Genomic DNA, 19,040 nt, shown 5'->3' with positions numbered 1-19,040 from the left:
AAATACCATTTTAATGGAAGATTGTCCCAATGTCGGCGGGTGGGTGCATCGCTTTAAGAAGCATATCCAGCCGGTGCCCGGGTATATTTTCAGGGTGCATTCATGCCCGGGACAACCGTCCGGGCCGCCGGCCTTTGGCCTGCGGTTTCACGCGGCCACAAGCTGCCATCCGGTGTCTCGCTGCCTTCACAGGAAGGCGGCACGCGGGCGAATTCCGGCGTTACCCGTGCCGGAAGACGCGCTCGCCGGGCATGAAGGCATTTTTCTTTCGAGGCAGATGACGGATTGCGTTCAGCCGGGTTTGGTTCGCGCTCTGACCGCGCTTTGTACCGCGACATTGCGATAGACGTCGCGACAGAATTGCATGCCGCCTTTATGCGCGCCGTTCGCGTCCGCCGCAATATGTGCTGCGTGTACTGCGCCTTCAACATGTTCAGGCACCGGTGGATTGACGAGGGCGGCGTCGATGGCGAGGGGGTCGGCAGATGAGACCCGCTTGATGCCGATGCCCTTGATTGTCACGGCGAGACCGGGGTCCGGCACTCGCGGGCCATGAGTAGCGGCGACGTTGAAATTGATATTCAGCGTCCAGAAGCCCTCATGAATATTCTGATGAATGATCACTGCCTTCACCACGTCCTGATGTGACAGTGTGTATTCGTTGTTTGCCATCGGTCCCTCCTTGCTCGTACGCCGTCTGTGCGTGCGGGTGCAGATATGGCATTTTGCTCGGACTAGGGGGCCTAGTTTTACGCACCGTTTTGTTCAGCGCAAGTGGAAAGGCATGGGCGCCTGTACGCGATTTTGCGCTGACGTGGGAGGGCTCGATCGGGTGTGCTGGAAAATCGGGGCGCGCGGCGGCTGGGACAGGCAGAGCCGCGCGAGATAATCTTAAGGTGAACTGCTTATGTTGAAAGGGATTAGTGGAAAATCAGGTACAGGATGACCAGTACGATCAGCGGGACGCCAAGAAGCCAGCCGAGAAGGTAAGGCATGATGTGATCTCCTTTCGTATCAAAGTTTGAATACGATGGTGATTGAGCATCCGGCGTGCCCACCCCACTGCCGCACCCGAATTTGTCAGCGCTTGCGCAAGGCTATACCCGTTGCCGGGACTCGTGCCTGCGATCAAAGCAACCTGATGCGCGAGTAACTTTTCCATTGCGTTCTCCGGCGTGACAACGTGAACGTGTATCAATAGTCGACATAAGAAGGCCGCTGGATATCGATGCAGAGAGCTGCATCGATATCCAGCGGCCTTCTTGGTTTGGATTGCTGACCAGAGTACTTCAATTCGGCTATATCACGCCCGCGACGACTAGCACTATCACGACGATAACCACGATGCCGAGACCACCGGTCGGTCCATAACCCCATGAACGGCTATGCGGCCACGTCGGAAACGCACCGATGAGAAGAAGGATCAGCACGATCAGAAGAATAGTTCCCAACATATTAATAACCTCCGCTTGGGTTGATAGGACATGCCTGTCACGATAGCCATGCAGCGCGCGGTTGGGCGAGCTCGCGAAAAAGCAGTGCCGATGTCTCGGGTTCAGCAAGCCATGTGCCCAAAGGCGAAAGTCCGGGCGTGAATTTGTTTAAAACGACCATCCGCGTCCATGCGAGGCGCTGTTCCGATTCATCGGGAGGTGAGGCGGATCGACCCATATCCCGAGACTTGCTCCTGCTGCCGTAAGGCGCTTTTCCACACGGATCTCTTCAGACTTTTACAGCGCCGCATTTCCCCACTTCCGTCGCTTGATCGAACGGGCCGTTACGGGCCACGTTACGTAACGGGCGCGTTACCGAACACGGTTTTGCATTTTATTTGCCGGTTTTCGGGTAGACAGCGCCGGAGAAAAACGTATGTCTGACAAGGGTTTGCCCGATATCACCGAGGCAACTGTGAAAGAGATATAACAATTGGCACGGTTGCTGCTTTAAAGGGTGTGCGGTGCAAGACACAGACAACACAAGCAGTAAGTGGTGATGAAGTTCGAGTCAACGACTGGCCTGGTCGGGGGTATCAGGTCGGTGTCCTCAACGCACAAGCGGTGTGATCTTTTTGTTCGGATCTCGTCGCGGCGGCGTTTTGCCTGAGTACCCAAGTTAGACGGGTGCGAGCGGCTTGCGGTACATCCCCCATTGTTGTTCACGAACGTCCAGTCGTTTGGTTTCGCGCTGGATGAGTGAAATCCAGATTGTTCTGCATTGCGCGCTTCTTCGCGTGCCGGGGCGGTGTTGTTGCCGCGAAGAGCGTGGTGGTTGAAGTAAGAGGCGCATGAGCTGTTGAAGCGAACACAAGTTGAGCAGCTCGACAAGAACGTTTGGCGCGAGAGACCAGCGCGGGGATAAGTATGGATACGGCTAACTTTGAGCTGCAAAGAAGAACGATACCGGGGTTGCAGAGCCTGATCGCGCGTTTGCTCGATGTGATGCTAGTCGTCCTCGGGGCGCTGGCCGCATCGCAAGTGCGATTTGAAGATCTCACGCAAAGCCGTATCGATGCCGCTTTCGTCGCGTTTGCCGCGGCTTTTACGCTGGTTCTTTTCCCCGCATTTGGCGTGTACAGCTCGTGGCGTGGACGGGCAATGTTGCGCATGGCCGGTCAGGTATCGCTGGCGTGGTTCGTGGTTCAAGGCTGTGGTCTCGCGTTGATGTTCTCGCTGCATCGCACGGATTTCATCTCGCGTCTCTGGTTTGCCTATTGGATGGCAATGACGGGCGGCGCGCTGATTGTGTCGCGTCTGGCTGTGCACGCCGTACTCGCACGAGTCCGCCATGCGGGGATGAATCTCCGCCGGGTCGCGGTTGTGGGATGCGGGTCGCACTGCCACCAGGTCGTGCGCAATATCGAGGGCTCGACGACCAGCGGATTTCGCGCAGTAGCGGCCTTTGACGTGCGGCCGGTGACGGGGACGATAGGTTCAGGTGTACCGGTGTACGACGACATCACCAAGTTCGCCGCCTACGTGAGATCTCAGGACGTGCAGGAATTGTGGCTGGCGTTGCCGCTCTCCGAGGAACGCACGCTGTCGCGCTTTGTGGCCGAGTTTCGCGACGATCTCGTGAATGTGCGTTTTGTGCCGGATATGCGCAGCGTCGCGCTGTTCGATAGCGGCATGATCGACTTGATCGGTATGCCTGCGATCAACCTGGTCGCGTCGCCGGTGCCAGCTCCCGCGTTGGTGAAGAAAGAGATTTTTGATCGTGCGTTTGCTGCTTGTGCGCTGATTGCGCTTGCGCCGTTGCTGATTGCGATCGCGATTGCTGTAAAGCTCTCTTCGCGCGGACCGGTGTTCTTCACGCAGAAGCGCAAAGGTGCGGATGGACGCATCTTCAAGATCTACAAGTTCCGTTCGATGCGCCCTCACGCTGTAGAAACGGGCGTGGTGAAACAGGCCACGCGAGGGGATCCGCGGATTACGCGAGTGGGTGCGTTTCTCAGGCGTACCAGCATGGATGAATTGCCGCAATTCTTCAATGTACTGCGTGGCGATATGTCGGTAGTGGGGCCGCGGCCTCATGCGATTGAACACGACGAGCTCTATCAGAAAGTAGTGAACGGCTACATCCATCGGTACCGGATAAAGCCTGGGATCACAGGATGGGCACAGATCAACGGGTTCAGAGGAGAGACAGACCAGATCGAGAAGATGCAAGGGCGCGTCGAACACGATCTGTATTACCTGCGCAATTGGTCGTTTGGGCTCGACATGCGGATAGTCGCGGCGACGATAGCAAAGGGTCTGGTTCATAGCAACGCGTACTGACACGTGCACACAATTAAAAAACATGGCCATGAAACTACGCGGACAACAACCCCGATCGGCGCCGAGCGCGCTGGCGCTTGCTGCGGTTTTGGCGTTCTCTGCTTCAGCGCATGCGGCCGACCCTGCGCTGAATGCGCTCGGGCAGGCGGGTGGTTTGGTGATTCCGTATGCGTTTGCACTGCCCGAAGGGACGGTGGAAGCGCAATACAACAACTACATTGATCCGCGCTACGGAAAGCAGGCGACGGGCGCGCAGATGTATTGGGGGGCAGTGGGCTTGCTGCCTTATGTGGAGGTGTCCGGTGGACTAGCTAATTACCCGGCTGATGTCCACGCACCCTTCAGCGGCGCCGACCACTTCCTGTTTCGCCACCTGATGGGCGACGTCAAGCTCGAAGTGCCGAAATTCTTTAAGTATCAGCCGAGCATTGCGTTCGGCATTAGCGATATTGGCGGTCAGACGCATTTCTTCCGTTCGAAATACGGTGTGGTGTCGCAAGCGTTTGGACCGGTGACGTTGACCGCCGGTTACGGCCAGGGCGATCGCCTCGATGGTTTATTCGGCGGCGCGCAGGTCTCGCTGTGGAACACGGGATTGTCGTTGCTCGCAGAAGACGATTCGAAGACGCCTTATGCCGGCGTGCGTTATCAGTCTCCGCGGATTAGCTGGCTAGCCGATGCGAATGTGATTGGTACGTTCATGCGGTCGATCCGCTCGACGGATGGCGTGTCGCCGCGCACGTCGTTCTCGGTGGGCATTCAGATTCCACTGGGCAAACGTTTTAGCAGTGCACGTTGTGCAGGCGGCTTGTGCGAGGGGCCGGAAGTGTCCGCAGCCCAGACAGCGGATGCCGACGATGACGGCCCGATCCGCCTCGCTAGCTTGCAACCGGTGGACACGCTCAGTGCCGCAAGTAACGACAACGCGCTGGCCGCAGCGCCGATTACGTATGTGCTGCCGCTGCAGTCGTATGCATCTGTGATGCTGAGTGACGTGGCGGCGGCCAAATCGCCGGATGCGCAGTCTCAGGCCATTCCGGAGGCGCTGGATACCTCCGCGCTCGACAAAATCGCCGCGCAACTATTTGCCGCCGGCCTCGAGCGAGTGCGTGTCGGGATGAGCGGTCGAGATCTGGTGGTCGAGTACGAGAACCATCGCTACAACCAGAACGAAGCTGACGCGCTGGGCATTGTGCTTGGTGTGGCGAGCGTGAATGCGCCGCACGGCACCGACAAGATTCACGTGGTCATCAAGAAGGCCAATGAGCCATTAGGCGAAGTCATTGTCGATCGTGATGCATTTGCGCAGTTCGTTGCTGGCGGCGCGCCGACGGCTACAAGCGCGTCAATGACGATGCGCACACGCCCGACCTACGACGCGGATTCGATCGCATGGCATGGCAACGAGCACACGCATGGGCTGACGCGGATCCAGGTCGAGCCGATCGTCAGTTACCTGTACGGAACCGAGTACGGCGTCTTCGACGTCTCGCTTGGCGCCAACATTGAAGGGTTCGTGCCGCTGTGGCGTGGCGCGGAGTTATACGCGAGTTATATCGCATCGATCTACAACACCAAAAACATGGATGAAGGCCGAGTGTTTAGCGATTCCCGCTTGCGCGGCGGTCTGAATGCGGTCGCATTGGCACAAAGCTTCTGGATCATGCCGCAGGTGTTCAACGTGGCATCGGTCGGCAAGTTCGATTACTCGTATGTCGGCGTGCAAAACGAGACCACGGTGTTCGTGCCAGGCCGCCCTGATCTGGTTCGCTTGCGGCTCGCCTATTTGCACCACGAGCCGGGTCATGACGAATTGCCGAGTGAGAAGAATGCCGAGCTGACTTACCGATGGGTGCAGCCGTCCTGGAAGCTGTGGATCGAAGCGGGTGTGACGCGCTTTGTCGGTGGGGACAAGGGACCAGTCGCGACGCTGACGCGCTGGTTCGACGACGTATCGGTGAGCGTGCACGGCGAGCATAGCGGGCAGGGCACGTTCGTGGGCGCTGCAATCAGCTTCCCGCTGACGTTGCGCCAGGGGATGAAGCCGGGGATCAGTCAGGTGTACGGCTCTGAACAGTTCGGGCTCGATTTCCGCACGCGGGTGGCATCGACGAATTATCTGTCGACCAATGCGGCCGAGAACGTGGCCTTCCCGTACAGCACGCAGCAGTACCTGCTGAATCAGGGCCGCTTTAGCGGCGAGTACTTCTCGACCCAGCTTTACCGGATGCGTGATGCGTATCTGCGTTACGGGCAACCCAGTAATGATGGAACGAAGCCGAAGCCGAAGCCGAAGCCGAAGCCGCAAGCGAGTGCACCTATTGTATCGACAGGTGCTGCGATTTCACATGGCATCTGCGGAAACGGTTTGCAGGGTGTAAGCGACGGACGGGCGTTGGTGCCAGTCAATTGTGAATGACTTTCTTTGGAGATGGGCGATGAAGCTTCTAAACGGCGCTACGCTGCGCACGCTGCAGTTCGGATCGATGGTGCTTGCGACCAGCGCGTTGGTCGCATGCGGTGGCGGGACCGGTAGCGGCGGTTCGCCGGCCGGGACGGTGAGCGGTACGGCTGCGGTGGGCGTGGCGCTGGCTAACGCAAGTATCACGCTGACTTGCAAGAACGGGTCGGGTAGCGCGACGGCTAACTCGAACGGCGCGTATTCGGCGACGTTTGCGTTCGATGGTCCTTGCGCGATTACGGCAACCGGGGGGGCGGTCACGATTCATTCGTTTGCGGCCGGTGCGGGTACGTACAACGTGACGCCGCTGACGGAGTTGCTGTTGGACTACCTCGCGGGGCAGTTGGGCACGACGGTTAGTGGGTTGCTCGCGGGGATTACTTCTAACCCGTCGTATCAAAGCGCGCTGTCAAATAGCACTGTGATTGCGAATGCTGAGGCGGCGGTTGTGAAGCTGATCAAAGACACGTACGGGATCACGCTTTCCTCTTCCTCGTTCTTGACAGTTTCGTTTACGCCGGGCACTCCGGGTGCGGATGCGGATCTCGATACGTTGCTGACGGCCGGGGCGATTTTGAGTAATGGGCAGCCGAAGGCTTCGTTGGCTTCGGCTGCGCAGGCGGCTGGGGCGGCGGCGCCGATTAGCAGTGGGAGTAGTGGGCCGACGGGTGGGACGGGTGGTTCGGGCACTGCTACGCGCTGATGGCAACTCTGCGTACTGGAGAACTAGACCGCACACCTCGGGGTTCCGTCCGAACCTCAGAGTAAGCCGGCTGCAGCGCGCAGAGAAGACGTTCCGGATCTCGTCGTTTGTGTGTGAACCGGGAAAAGTTGACGAATTACGGGGTTAAAGCGATGCAAGTGCAGGTATTTTCAATTCGAGCCACGAATCGACGTAGCGTCCTAGCGAGCCTCTCACACGCCGCCGTAATTGGGATGTTTTCGCTTGCGCTCTCCGCATGCACGATTGCACCGGGCATGCGGATGACAGAGTCCGCATCTATCCCTGTTTCGAGCGGTGATGCGAACACGCCAGCAACGGAGCTGCAACTCCCGATCAGTGACATAAACATCAACTTGATCCGGCAGCAGGAAATCGCCCGTCATGCCGATGCAGAAAACGATCTTCGGGTGCTTATGACCCGTGCCCATCCCTACACGATAGGGCAGGGTGACGTATTGCAGATCAATGTTTGGGACCACCCCGAATTGGTTCCAACCGGAACGGCTCCGGTAAATAGCACTCGTCTCGCGGATCCTGCTCCCGGATTTGTTGTCGATCAGTTGGGTAACATCCAATTTCCCTATGTTGGCACTCTTCATGTAGCCGACCTGCGGCCTGACGAAGCGCAGGCTCGATTGCTTGAGGCGTTATCCAAGTCCTATAAAGAACCGCAGTTGACATTACGCGTTGCGTCTTTTCGAGCGAAAGATGTCTACGTTGACGGCGAGGTAAAGGCCCCAGGTCTTTTGCAGCTCAACGACATCCCAATGACGTTGCTGGAAGCCGTCAATCGCGCAGGCGGTTTTAGCCTGAATGCTGACCAGAGCCGTCTTACTCTTTTGCGAGCCGGCATTTCTCACCCGATTAGCCTTACTGAGATGCTTGATAAGAACGTTAGCCCCGCCAGTATCATGCTTCAGGCGGGCGATGTTCTTCGCGTTCCAGGGCGGGATGACAACGGTATCTTTGTGATGGGAGAGGTGAATAAACCGGCGCTTGCCTTACCGATGAAGACCGGAAAACTCACTCTCAGTCAAGCATTGGCGCAAGCGGGTAGTATTAATTCGAATACGGCCGATGCGAAGGAACTCTACGTGATCCGAGGTATCGCGACTGACAAACCGCAGGTCTTTCATTTGAACGCTCACAATCCCGTGGCGATGACGCTTGCGAGCGAATTTGAGCTGCTACCGAAAGACGTAGTCTACGTTGATGGGAATGGCCTTGTGCGCTTGAGCCGAATCCTTAGTCTGCTTCTACCAGCCTATAACGCTGGTATTGCGGCTACTGTACTGACAAGATAAAAATATGACGAATCCGTAAACAATTGCGGCAGTTAATTTATATAGCGATTGAACCATTAAATTGGAAGCGGCGATGTTTCACCATATTCTGATTGTTTGTACAGCAAACATTTGCCGTAGCCCGATCGCGGAAGTTCTATTTCGTGAGCGACTTACCGACCGGTCAATCTGCGTTGACAGCGCCGGGTTGAGTGCTTTGGTAGGTCGCGAAATGTGCAAAGACGCGGCAAAAATGCTCTCTGAGAACGGCTACGACGGAAGTCGCCATCGGGCACAGCAACTTACGATGCCAATGCTTCATTCAGCTGATCTTGTACTCGTTATGCAGGACGATCAAGTAAGTGGAATCGTGGGAATGGCCCCGGAAGCAAGAGGAAAAGTTCTGCTTCTAGGAAAGTGGCAGGGTGATGCGACGGTACCTGATCCTTACCGTCTTTCCAAAGCTGCCTATCAACATGCCTATCGTCTTATTGATCAAGCTGTCGAAAGCTGGATTAAATATATTTAAGTTTAACTAACGACCTCGAGTCGAACATGCCAAACGACGTAACAATCAAAAAAGACGAGGAGATCGACTTCCATCAATTGGTTGGAACGTTGATCGACAACAGGTGGCTTATCGCCGTAGTGACTGGGATATTTCTTGCAGTAAGTATTGCCTATGCCATGTTGGCCACTCCAGTCTATCAAGCTGATGCGCTCCTTCAAGTGGAGCATCGCACGCCGGTCGGCGGTGTAGCTTCGGAATTGCAGCAATTGCTGGGTTCGTCGAACACAGAAGCGATAACGGAGATCGCTCTACTTACCTCTCGTATGGTAGTCGGTCAGGCTGTAGACGACCTGCGGCTTGACATTCCAGTCCAAGTGAGAAGGTTTCCCTTGGTGGGCGACGCGATAAGCCGGCAATTTCGCAGCAGCAACAGCCTGTTGTTAGCACGGCCAATTTGGGGAATGGGTAGATACGGTTGGGGCGGAGAAGCCATCTCGGTTAAGAAGTTCGAAGTTCCCGACTCGATGTTAAATGTTCCGCTGACCTTGGTTGCAGATAGCGGGGAGGCATACCGACTCGAAGATGGAAACGGCGATGAGATCTTGCATGGAAAGGTGGGTGAGATTGTCGAGAAGTCTGGATTCACGATCATGGTGAGTCATCTGCGAGCCAATCCTGGGACCGTTTTCGACATAAGGCGAGTTCCGACGCTTAGCGCGATTGTGAACCTTCAAAACGATCTCATAGCCATTGAACAAGGTAAAGATTCAGGAATTATTGCTATTAGCTACCAGAATGAAGATCCCATGCTAGCGAGCGCGATCCTACGCGATATCAGCGCAGCATACGTCAGACAAAACGTTGATCGAAGTGCCGCGGAAGCGGCCAAAAGTTTGGATTTTGTGCGTCAACAGCTTCCTCGGGTGAAAGCCGATATGGAGAAAGCGCAAATAGCGCTTAAACATTTTCAAATGAGCGCAAAGTCAGTCGACTTAACGCTTGAAACACGCTCCATGTTGGAGCAGATGGTGGCAGTAGAAACAAACATACAACAAATCCGGTTGGAGCAAGCTGTGGCGGATAGCAAATTCCAACCTGGTCATCCAACGCTGAAAGCGTTGGATGACCAGGTTGCTCAGTTGTCAGCCAAAAAGGACGCGCTTCAGAATCAAATGCTTTCTCTACCTGATGCGCAACAAAAATTACTCCAATTAACTGGTGACGTCGAAGTTAGCACTCAAACCTATACCGCCTTGCTTGCACAAGCGCAGCAGCTGGATGTCGCGCGGGCTGGCACGGTCGGGAATGCCAGAATTGTCGATGTTCCAGCGGTTGACACAACCAATCCGGTCAAACCAAAGCGAATCTTAATATTGGCAATTGGTATTGTTGTTGGTTTGCTTTTCTCTGCATTAGCGGTGTTCCTAAGGCAGTCGTTGAAGCGAGGCCTCGAAGATCCTGCCGCAATAGAGGAAATTGGGATGCCGGTCTACGCGTCGGTGCCTGTTAGCGAGCGGTGGCTCGCGATGGTAGAAAAGAAACGGGGCGTCTCTTTACCGACCGGCGCGAAGTTGCTCGCAGTCGAAAACCCAGCGGATCTATCCATTGAGGCACTCCGTAGTTTGCGAACTAGTCTGCACTTTGCACGCATTGAGGCAAAGAACAACATATTGATGATCACCGGATCTAGTCCAAACGCGGGCAAGACGTTTGTGGCGAGCAATCTCGCTGCTGTAATTGCTCAGTCAGGGCAGCGGGTACTTCTTGTTGATGCCGATATGCGCAAGGGAACAGCACATCTGAGTCTTGGGGTCTCCGCTGGGAACGGTCTGTCGGAATTGATATCTGGTCGCGTAGCTTTTCAAGATGCGATTCACAAAAATGCAGGTCAAGAAAATCTTGATTTCCTCTCTCGGGGCTGCGTCCCACCGAATCCTTCCGAGCTTTTGATGCACCCGCGGTTTACGAAGATCATGTCCGATGTGGCCGGTCAGTACGATCTGGTTATCGTTGACACGCCTCCGATTTTGGCCGTAACCGATGCAGCAATTATCGGGAATATTGCCGGCACTTCGTTAATGGTCGTTCGATTTGGCGTCAATCAGCTTAAAGAAGTGGAGCTGGCAAGACAGCGGCTTGAACACAATAGCGTGAAAGTCAACGGAACAATTTTCAATGCCGTCGAACACCGAGTCGCCGGCTACATGAGCTATGGACATTATGCCTACCTATCCGATAAATAAGTTGAATCACCACTCACAAGCCCACACGCGCTTATGTTTTTTTATCGCGCGAATGGACGGATTTGGTGGCACGGAAAGGTCGGCATGCACCGTTGCGGATGGCGTTGTCGATCTGGCGAATGTTTTAGATGTACACATGATCGCTCTCATGGGAGAGGCGGCCTGCAAGTTTGACGTGGATCAACGAATAAAGCGAACTTCTCTGTTCAAAGAATCAGGGCGCATGACAGGTAGATATTTACCGGCAATAGCGAAGTTGAGAAGGTACCTGATAGAAAACAGGATCAACACGATTGTTGTTGTCGAATCATCGCTATGCCTCTACGCAATTCCAGCTGCCGTAGGACTAAAAATTCGGACCATATGCTGGGAACATTTTAATTTCAATTCCAACGCGGGAAGGCGAAAGAGGACGTTCGCGAGGTATCTGGCTGCATTAGTTGTTGACGATATTGTCACGTTGACGCAGCGGGACAGAGAGGTTTGGTTGAAGAAAACCGGTACCGAAGCACGTGTTCACGCCATCGTAAATCCAATCGACGGAGATCTTTTTGATTGCACTTACGATCATCAGTCGAAGACGGTCCTCGCAATTGGGCGACTCGTACATCAGAAGGGTTTCGATCTCCTCATTGCGGCGTGGGCCGAGGTTTTACGAGATCCTGCCGCGGACGGCTGGAATCTCTTGATAGTGGGCGACGGTGAAGGCCGAGCGGTATTGGAAAGGCTAATTTCGGATTGCAAAATCACGGCGTCAGTGACTTTGAAGAAGTCTACTGAAACGGTCCAAGACTACTACAAAAAGGCGGCTTTGGTATGTTGTTCATCAAGATACGAAGGGCTTCCGATGGTACTCATTGAAGCATGTAGTTGCGGACTACCGATCGTATCGTTTGATTGTGAAACCGGTCCGAGAGAAATCGTTGCCGATGGCGAATCAGGGAGGCTAGTTCCCAACGGCGACGTATTAGGTCTTGCAGTCGCCTTGCGCGAACTTATGAAGAACGAACGGATGCGAATTGATTTTTCGAAGGCTGCAAAGTCCACGTCCGCGAGATTCAGCAGGCAGGCTGTTTTGGAGCGCTGGCGTACGTTGCTTCTTGAAGGCGATGCTGGAAACAGCCCACGCTTCGAATCGCGAGCGATCCAATGAAGTTAAGGTTAGGCCACAGAAAATTGGGCGGTGCAAGTGCTAAGCACCAAATGCTTTCGTGCGGTTTCCCGATCATGTCGCCCGGCGTCCGTACCCCTCTTATAAGGTGGCTCAGAGAACTGCCCGCTTTCTATTTTGGCAAAGATGAGAACCTAAAAGTTTCTCGCTTGGACGAAATGTGCATGCCAAATCCGGAATTTGGAACCACGGGAAGTCACGCGTTTTTAGATAGATGGGGCAAAAAATGAAAATGCCACCGCGCATTCTCTTGCCTATGCCGCGTGGAAAGCCACGGCCGTTACAGACCGGGGTGTCTGCGCTCGTTTGGATATTCATGGCAGGGGCTATGCTTTTATGCGCGTTTATGAAGGAAAGTCTCCTGCCACGTTATTTCTTTTTCGATGCTGGAACTATTAATAAATTTATTTCTATGGGCGCTAAATTGGTGCCGGGCGATAGTTATTCAAGCACCGCTGCAGTATTCGGTATGTTGGGTTTTCGCCAAAGTTCTCCGTTGCTGCCAATTTGCACTGGTATGGTCGTTGTCCCATCCTTGCTCTGGGGAATATGGAGCGCGCGCGGACGGTTTATCCGTATTAGTGAGCTCACTATATTCGGATTCTTTTCGTTCATGGGAGTTATTTACCTAACTACCTTGAGCAAGGATGTCATCGTTTTATTATTAATTCTCTCGTTTGTGTTTCTTGTTAATCGTGGACGGGGTTTGGGTTTGATTTCGTGGGTGTGTCTGGCACTTCTATATGGTTATTTTTTCAGAACCTATTGGTTTATTGTGGTACTCCAGTTCATTGCGTTTAGGGCAGCGTTGCCTCGACTAAAAAATCGTGCATTGATCGTCATGGTTGTTTTGATGTCGCTGTTTTCAATTGCGGTAATTATTAGAGTGAAGTTCGGGTTGAGCGCTGATGCGTTTCGAACTTCTGTTAATGAGGCGCGGGTTGATGCGGGCGTGGGCGAAGCAAGAACTATGATTGCGCCGGTATTTCAGGGGGCCGGCTTTCTTCTTGGATATATCAATGTATGTCTAACCCTTGCTGAGTTGATAACACCTGTGCCTTTGCTGGCAGTCCCTTCTCCTTATTACATCCTAATATTTATTTTTATCGCCACATTGCAATATGCCTTCTGGAAATCCACTTGGCACGCGATATTGTCGAGAGACAGATTCTCGATTGACTGTGCCACGTTGGTAATTTCGTTTCTACTTGTTCAGAGTTTGTTTGAGCCTGATTACGGAAGCTATGTTCGCCACCTCGCCCCGTTCTATCCGCTAATGTTTTATGTTTGGTTGCGGCGTCCTTTTTCCGCTGTGTGCGACGAGATTTATTCTAAAGGAGATGGGATAAGAAGAGGAGGCTTTAAAAATTTTGACGTTAAAACGATATAAAGGTGCAATCTTGTCTCGGGAAAAAATAAAAATTCTTCATGCCGCGGAGACTGTTAAAGGCGGCGTGGCTACGGTAATGCGCCAGTTAATATCTGCTCAAAGCTCGGCGGGAGACATAGAGGTCGTCGGGTGTTTGATCCCGTCGGATCAAATCAGCGAGATACGCACGGTTAACCCGGGCTTAATTCGTGGCTTCACTAGATCTGGTCGGGACTTTGGGACTTTGATTAGATTTTTCTTTCAATTTACGATCTTGGTACTTCGCCGTAGGCCGGATGTCGTGCATTTACATAGTACGTTTGCTGGACTTTTTGGACGGTTAAGCTTATTTATATTGCGGCCTTTTGTTCGCCCGGAAATTGTGTACTGCCCGCACGCATTTGCATTTCTGATGGAAGCTCCTGCTTGGCGGCGCAACATATACGCCGTGCTGGAACGTGTCCTCTCCAATTTTACGAGCAGGGTAATTTGTGTTAGCCAGCATGAGATAGCTGCTGCTGCTGCTCGGGGACTCCCGATACGTCGAATGGTCCTAATCCGAAATGGCGTCGATGAAAGAAGTGCGTCGGTGCGCAACAACTCCGCCCGCACGTCGGAGGTGATTAATCTACTGTTCGTCGGGCGATTTGACCGGCAAAAAGGTTTTGACATCCTCCTGGATGCCATGAAGGAGCTAGAGGGAAGACCATTTCACCTGACCGTAGTTGGAGGAGGCGTACTACATTTGAGCGATTTGCCGTCACGAGAAAACATCACATATGTGGGATGGCTTGATGCGGACGCGACGGCGCTGGCGTTTAGCGTTGCCGACGTTCTGGTGATGCCGAGTCGTTGGGAGGGGTTCGCCATGGTTCCGCTGGAGGCGATGAGCCATTCTTTGGCGATTATTGCCAGCGATTGCTCTTCGCTTCCGGAGGTTGTTAAGGACGGTTATAACGGGTTGCTGTTTCCCGTGGGGGACAGCGAAGCACTTGTGAAATGCATTGAAAGCCGAGCGGTGGAACAGTGGGCGGTCATGGGACGCAATGGATATTCCATGTATATAGCGCACTTCACGGGGACGATGATGAGCGAAGCTACCAATCAAGTCTATCGGCAGATTGTCGGACACGCTAACAGCGAAGCGGCGGGAAGGAATGTTGGGACAGTGCGTGCTCTTGACATGTCTTATGGCGAGCAACCGTTGGTAAGCGTCTATATTCCGACGAAGGATCGCCTCAATTTGTTGAAACGGGCAGTCGAGTCTGTGGCCGAACAGACCTATTCAAACATAGAACTCGTAATCGCGGATGATTGCTCGACGGACGGTACGCGCGAATATCTCCAGTCGCTTGCGATGGCTGGTCGCGCCAAGGTCGTACTTCTGCCGTCGAGCATGGGGGCATGCGTCGCCCGGAACTTCGCGATTTCGGCTGCCTCTGGAAAATTCGTAACCGGTCTGGACGATGACGATTATTTTCTGCCCCATCGAATTACAGACTTTGTTGAACTTTGGGCTCGCGTCCAGGCGGGAAAGCCCGTCGCTGGCCTGTTTCAACCTGCTCGAATGCTTCACCCAAAGGGAGAAGAGACCGTATTCACGCGGGCACTACAGACGGCCGATGACCTGAGGTCAACAAATGAGGTCGGAACTCACGTCTTCGCACCAAAGGAACATTTTTTGGGCGCGGGACTATTCGATCCCGCTATGCCATGCTGGCAGGACTGGGATCTCTGGGTGCGCATGGCGGCTCGTTATGGAGTGTTCGTAGGCGGTGGAAAGGAAAGCTATGTGTGGGATATGAGCCGTATTGAAGGACACACAACGAATAAGCCAGAATTTTTGATCAGACATGGTTTACAGCTTTTCACGTACAAGCAACAACTTCGTGCGCGGCACGAGCGCTTAGGTGTATTGGGTACCTTGTCTCTTTACCCTCAGATCAGATTGAGTGCTGTTGAGGTTTTGATGCTGTCGTCGTCGAAGCAGTGGCGGTTTGCAGTGAAGTACGTTGCAAGGAAAGTATTGGGGAACAGCGGTTTTGGTCGCCTCCGTCTAGCCGTGAAAAACAAGACCATTCAAGGAGCATGAAAACCGTGAATTTGGCCCCTTATAGCGCCCATACCGTTATCGATGTCCAGCGTGTCGAAACATGTGGCAACGAAGTAATTACGCCGGTGATGCTTGCAATAGGGCACTTTCACGTTTCTCAGGTGTGCACGGATACCATCTCGCGCTCAAGATGCTCAGGGAGCACACGGGCTCTGGCGGGGCATGTCACAGATTGTGCCGATGGCCAATCGAGCACTAATCAGAGTGGCGTGCAGTCCCTCGCTAAGGACGAGTGGCACTTTGATGTCGCCGCTGCAACGAGTTTGATATGCGTGCCGAAAGCTGCGTTATGCGATCACGGTTCCGCTGAACCAGAGGAAGAATACGGCGCATTCGGCGTGCGCTCGCGTGATAACCCAGGACTGTGGAGGAGGCTGTCATTCGCGCCTACTTCAATAACTGGTGCGGACAAATCGGTTAGCGCGTGTGTTGTTCTGGCGGAATGGAACGCCCTTCAAGAGCCGATCCGTAGGAATTGGAGTGTGTAATGGTGGCGCTATACAAATCTGAAGACCGTGATCTTTCCTCCATGTCAATACCCGCCGAGATCAAATTCGATTGCCGACGCATCTGCGGAGGTTTTCCATTTTTCAGGGTCGTGGAGGAGCATAGAGCGTGTTAGAGGTCAACCGAAACCTACGTCGGAGCGTTTCTATCAACATGGTTGGGCGCTACTCCAATATTGTTATCCAACTAGCCGTAACTGCGGTCTTAGCGCGTGTGCTGAGCCCGGAAGACTTTGGCTTGATAGCAGTAGTCAGCGTTATTGCCGTTTTTCTTTCGTTTGTCAGTGAGATGGGGCTTGGTCCCGCCATCATACAATTCGATGATCTTACAGCGGCGCAGCTAGCTGGTCTGTTTTGGATAACCATCGCAATCGGTTCAATCGCGGGGCTTACGCTCGCCTCCTGTGGACCATTCATCGCTAAGATTTACGCGAAAGCGGTCTACGTGAAGATTGCGAATGGACTAGGGTTGAACGTCACTCTTTCATGTTGGGCAATCGTTCCACTCGCACTTCTCAGAAGGCGCCAGCGATTTACCACGATCGCGAGCATGGAAGTCGGGGCCGCTGCGCTATCAGGCGCGTGCGCAGCATTCTCTGCCCTGTATGGTGGTGGCGTTGACACATTGGTGGTCAAAAGCACGGGTAATGCGCTATTAATTTTCTTGATGTGTTTTGTCTGGCAAAGACCGCCGATGTCACGGCCGTCTGTCCGAGGAATGAGACACGTCATATCGTATTCGGTCTACCAATTTTTGTTCAACTTGGTTAACTACTTCACGCGCAATCTTGACAAGCTATTGATAGGGAAGTTCCTAGGCAGTGTCCAACTGGGCTTATACGATATGTCGTACCGGTTGATGCTCATGCCGATATCCAATTTGACTCACGTCGTAACACCTGCGATTCAACCTGTCTACGCGGCCCATAGCACCGATACAACCATTATTTTTTCGTCGTATCAGAATCTCTTGCGGGTCCTTTTCGTCGGCGGTGGCTTCGTGGGTTTGATGGCCCTGACCTGTTCGCCCGAGATTATCATTTTGGCGTATGGTAGCCAGTGGACCGAAGCCATTCCGGTGTTCTCGATCTTAAGTTTTTCGATTACGGTGCAAGTTGTTCTGTCCTCAACTGGTTCGGTGTTTCAAGCGCTAGGGAAAACTAAGCAGTTGTTAAAATGTGGCGTTTTTTCAACCTTCACAGCCGGTACAGCTATCGGTGTAGGAATTTATTTCTCTGACTTGAAATTGTTGTCATGGCTTTTGGTTATCAGTTTTTTTCTCAATGCTTTGCAAGGTTTTTACATCCTGGCGTCAGAAGGTTTTGGTCGATCGATGGTCGAGCTTTTTCGGCCGGCAGGTCGCGTAATCCTTGGTATCGCGATGCTCAGTTTGATCGTGGGCGTGGGGCGAGATCAAATCTATGCTTTATCGGGCAACGCACTACTGCGGCTGGCAATCAAAGTTCCCATCATTAGCGCATTTTACTTAATGATGATTTTTGTGACCGGTGATGTTGCCTTCTTACGGCGCATGCTGACGGTGCGCGTGCGTCAAAGTCCAATCTGATTCAGTGGGACAGTAATACATCAAATCTTACTCGAGGCATGTCACGAATGCGCATTCTTGTCGTTGCTCCGCGTTTTCCAGTTCTGTCGGAAACATTTGTCATTGAGCAGGTGAAGGCGTTAATTGCTGCTGGTGCCGATGTCGAGGTCTTGAGTTTTGCCGCTGGTGATTCGGAGGTGACAAACTGCGTTCGCTTTCAGTTCGATGTCCGCACGTTGCGACCATTGACTTTGTCGACCTTAGACAAAGTCAAAGTGCTGACAGCATTTGCTTTACGAGCCCCGTTCAGTGGTCTGGGGCGACGGAGTTTCATGTCTGCCGTGAGATCTGTATGTAGCGGTCTTCCCGGCACAGCTCTAAATATTGCGCTGATGTTCGACCGCGGCTCGTTGGGCTCGTATGACGTGATCCTGGCGCATTTCGGACAGACCGGTGTTGCGGTCCATCATTTGCGGCGTGCAGGATTGCTATCGGGGGCGCTAGCCATTGTATTTCACGGTTTTGACGTCACGATCCACACCGTTATTCAGAAGTATCTCCGGCACTATCGGCAGCTGTTTGAGCATGGCGATCTATTTCTGCCAGTAAGCAATGTCTTTGGCGATCGACTTCAATCGTGGGGATGTAGTTCACAGCAAATCTATGTGGGTCGCATGGGCATCAATTTGGACGATTTTCCATTTGAGTTTCGGCCTCCGGCACCGGGACGGCTCAGACTTTTGTTTGTAGGAAGACTGACGGAGAAGAAGGGTACCGAGTTCGCCATCCGTGCGATGGCGATGCTGCCAGCGTCGATACATCTGACGATTGTTGGCGGGGGGGATTTGGAGGTATCGCTACGCTTAATGATCGAGGAGCTTGCCGTTGGTGAGCGGGTGTCGTTGTTGGGTAAGCAACCCCACGCTGAGGTGAGTCGTCTGTTGCGAGAGGCCGACCTTTTCCTATTGCCCTCAATAGTTGCAGAGAACGGTGACATGGAAGGGGTCCCCGTGGCGTTGATGGAGGCGATGGCAAGCGGAGTTGTCACTATTTCAACACGCCATAGCGGCATCCCTGAATTGATTGATGATCGCTATTCCGGTTTTCTCGTTGACGAAAAGGATTCTCTGGCTTTGGCGGCGGTGATCCGCGATATCGCGGATTCGGCATATGACTTGGCTGCGATCGCACGCAACGCTCGGCGCAAGATCGAAGTGGCTTTCAACTCTACGCGAGAGGCTAATGCGCTAGTCGCCACGCTAGCCGGCTACAACACAAGTGACCACGCCGTCATACGGAAGTGACAACTCTGATGGAGAACGGGATGAGGAGCGCTA

Annotated in this window: 14 protein-coding genes; 11 read left to right on the top strand and 3 right to left on the bottom strand. The window is 53.5% G+C overall.

Going from position 1 to position 19,040, the window contains the following annotated elements; genetic code table 11:
• Nucleotides 1-291: 291 nt before the first annotated feature.
• From AYM40_RS33950 to AYM40_RS39545, 3 genes are all read right to left on the bottom strand, one after another.
• Nucleotides 292-672, bottom strand: a complete 381-nt coding sequence (locus AYM40_RS33950) for a hypothetical protein (protein ID WP_063500315.1) — start codon at nt 670-672, stop codon at nt 292-294.
• A 283-nt stretch (nt 673-955) separates the two neighbouring features.
• Entirely contained in the window at nt 956-1,162 is a 207-nt protein-coding gene (locus tag AYM40_RS41785; RefSeq protein ID WP_162493833.1) for a hypothetical protein, read from the bottom strand.
• 136 nt (nt 1,163-1,298) lie between these two features.
• On the bottom strand, nt 1,299-1,454 hold the full coding sequence (locus AYM40_RS39545) for a DUF3309 family protein (protein WP_082855462.1): 156 nt from the start codon (nt 1,452-1,454) through the stop codon (nt 1,299-1,301).
• A gap of 906 nt (nt 1,455-2,360) precedes the next feature.
• On the opposite strand from AYM40_RS39545, the gene AYM40_RS33945 reads away from it, so the two are divergent.
• The 11 genes from AYM40_RS33945 to AYM40_RS33900 all read left to right on the top strand — a co-directional run bounded on the left by AYM40_RS33945 (nt 2,361) and on the right by AYM40_RS33900 (nt 19,007).
• Nucleotides 2,361-3,776, top strand: coding sequence for an undecaprenyl-phosphate glucose phosphotransferase (locus tag AYM40_RS33945; RefSeq protein WP_063500314.1), 1,416 nt, complete (start codon nt 2,361-2,363; stop codon nt 3,774-3,776).
• Between the two features lie 22 nt (nt 3,777-3,798).
• The gene (locus AYM40_RS33940) at nt 3,799-6,195 is read left to right on the top strand and encodes a YjbH domain-containing protein (RefSeq protein WP_063500313.1); all 2,397 of its coding nucleotides are present in this window, start codon (nt 3,799-3,801) and stop codon (nt 6,193-6,195) included.
• 19 nt (nt 6,196-6,214) lie between these two features.
• Nucleotides 6,215-6,940: a hypothetical protein gene (locus tag AYM40_RS33935; RefSeq protein ID WP_063500312.1), complete on the top strand. Its 726-nt coding sequence runs from the start codon at nt 6,215-6,217 to the stop codon at nt 6,938-6,940.
• Nucleotides 6,941-7,173: 233 nt separating this feature from the next.
• Nucleotides 7,174-8,265, top strand: a complete 1,092-nt coding sequence (locus tag AYM40_RS33930; protein ID WP_236721028.1) for a polysaccharide biosynthesis/export family protein — start codon at nt 7,174-7,176, stop codon at nt 8,263-8,265.
• A 73-nt stretch (nt 8,266-8,338) separates the two neighbouring features.
• Nucleotides 8,339-8,773 (top strand): low molecular weight protein-tyrosine-phosphatase, encoded by a 435-nt coding sequence (locus AYM40_RS39540; RefSeq protein ID WP_082855460.1) that lies wholly within the window; start codon nt 8,339-8,341, stop codon nt 8,771-8,773.
• A 26-nt stretch (nt 8,774-8,799) separates the two neighbouring features.
• Entirely contained in the window at nt 8,800-10,998 is a 2,199-nt protein-coding gene (locus AYM40_RS33925) for a polysaccharide biosynthesis tyrosine autokinase (protein WP_063500311.1), read from the top strand.
• Complete coding sequence (locus AYM40_RS33920; protein WP_082855459.1) at nt 10,967-12,151, top strand: glycosyltransferase family 4 protein; 1,185 nt, start codon at nt 10,967-10,969, stop codon at nt 12,149-12,151. Before AYM40_RS33925 ends, AYM40_RS33920 begins: the two co-directional genes overlap by 32 nt.
• 244 nt (nt 12,152-12,395) lie before the next feature.
• On the top strand, nt 12,396-13,559 hold the full coding sequence (locus AYM40_RS33915; RefSeq protein ID WP_148662390.1) for a hypothetical protein: 1,164 nt from the start codon (nt 12,396-12,398) through the stop codon (nt 13,557-13,559).
• 10 nt (nt 13,560-13,569) lie between these two features.
• Nucleotides 13,570-15,630: a glycosyltransferase gene (locus AYM40_RS33910; RefSeq protein WP_148662389.1), complete on the top strand. Its 2,061-nt coding sequence runs from the start codon at nt 13,570-13,572 to the stop codon at nt 15,628-15,630.
• A gap of 636 nt (nt 15,631-16,266) precedes the next feature.
• Nucleotides 16,267-17,724 (top strand): lipopolysaccharide biosynthesis protein, encoded by a 1,458-nt coding sequence (locus AYM40_RS33905; protein WP_148662388.1) that lies wholly within the window; start codon nt 16,267-16,269, stop codon nt 17,722-17,724.
• Between the two features lie 47 nt (nt 17,725-17,771).
• On the top strand, nt 17,772-19,007 hold the full coding sequence (locus AYM40_RS33900) for a glycosyltransferase (RefSeq protein WP_063500307.1): 1,236 nt from the start codon (nt 17,772-17,774) through the stop codon (nt 19,005-19,007).
• Nucleotides 19,008-19,040 lie beyond the last annotated feature (33 nt).

It is taken from the genome of Paraburkholderia phytofirmans OLGA172 (assembly GCF_001634365.1).
Classification (GTDB): domain Bacteria; phylum Pseudomonadota; class Gammaproteobacteria; order Burkholderiales; family Burkholderiaceae; genus Paraburkholderia.
Note: the sequence above shows the minus strand (reverse complement) of the source record. Positions and strands in the feature narration are given on the sequence as shown.

Bases quoted from the DNA above. Each gene is read 5' to 3' on its own strand.
- AYM40_RS33950 (WP_063500315.1), bottom strand. From the start codon at position 672: ATGGCAAACAACGAATACACACTGTCACATCAGGACGTGGTGAAGGCA.
- AYM40_RS41785 (WP_162493833.1), bottom strand. From the start codon at position 1,162: ATGGAAAAGTTACTCGCGCATCAGGTTGCTTTGATCGCAGGCACGAGT.
- AYM40_RS39545 (WP_082855462.1), bottom strand. From the start codon at position 1,454: ATGTTGGGAACTATTCTTCTGATCGTGCTGATCCTTCTTCTCATCGGT.
- AYM40_RS33945 (WP_063500314.1), top strand. From the start codon at position 2,361: ATGGATACGGCTAACTTTGAGCTGCAAAGAAGAACGATACCGGGGTTG.
- AYM40_RS33940 (WP_063500313.1), top strand. From the start codon at position 3,799: ATGGCCATGAAACTACGCGGACAACAACCCCGATCGGCGCCGAGCGCG.
- AYM40_RS33935 (WP_063500312.1), top strand. From the start codon at position 6,215: ATGAAGCTTCTAAACGGCGCTACGCTGCGCACGCTGCAGTTCGGATCG.
- AYM40_RS33930 (WP_236721028.1), top strand. From the start codon at position 7,174: ATGTTTTCGCTTGCGCTCTCCGCATGCACGATTGCACCGGGCATGCGG.
- AYM40_RS39540 (WP_082855460.1), top strand. From the start codon at position 8,339: ATGTTTCACCATATTCTGATTGTTTGTACAGCAAACATTTGCCGTAGC.
- AYM40_RS33925 (WP_063500311.1), top strand. From the start codon at position 8,800: ATGCCAAACGACGTAACAATCAAAAAAGACGAGGAGATCGACTTCCAT.
- AYM40_RS33920 (WP_082855459.1), top strand. From the start codon at position 10,967: ATGGACATTATGCCTACCTATCCGATAAATAAGTTGAATCACCACTCA.
- AYM40_RS33915 (WP_148662390.1), top strand. From the start codon at position 12,396: ATGAAAATGCCACCGCGCATTCTCTTGCCTATGCCGCGTGGAAAGCCA.
- AYM40_RS33900 (WP_063500307.1), top strand. From the start codon at position 17,772: ATGCGCATTCTTGTCGTTGCTCCGCGTTTTCCAGTTCTGTCGGAAACA.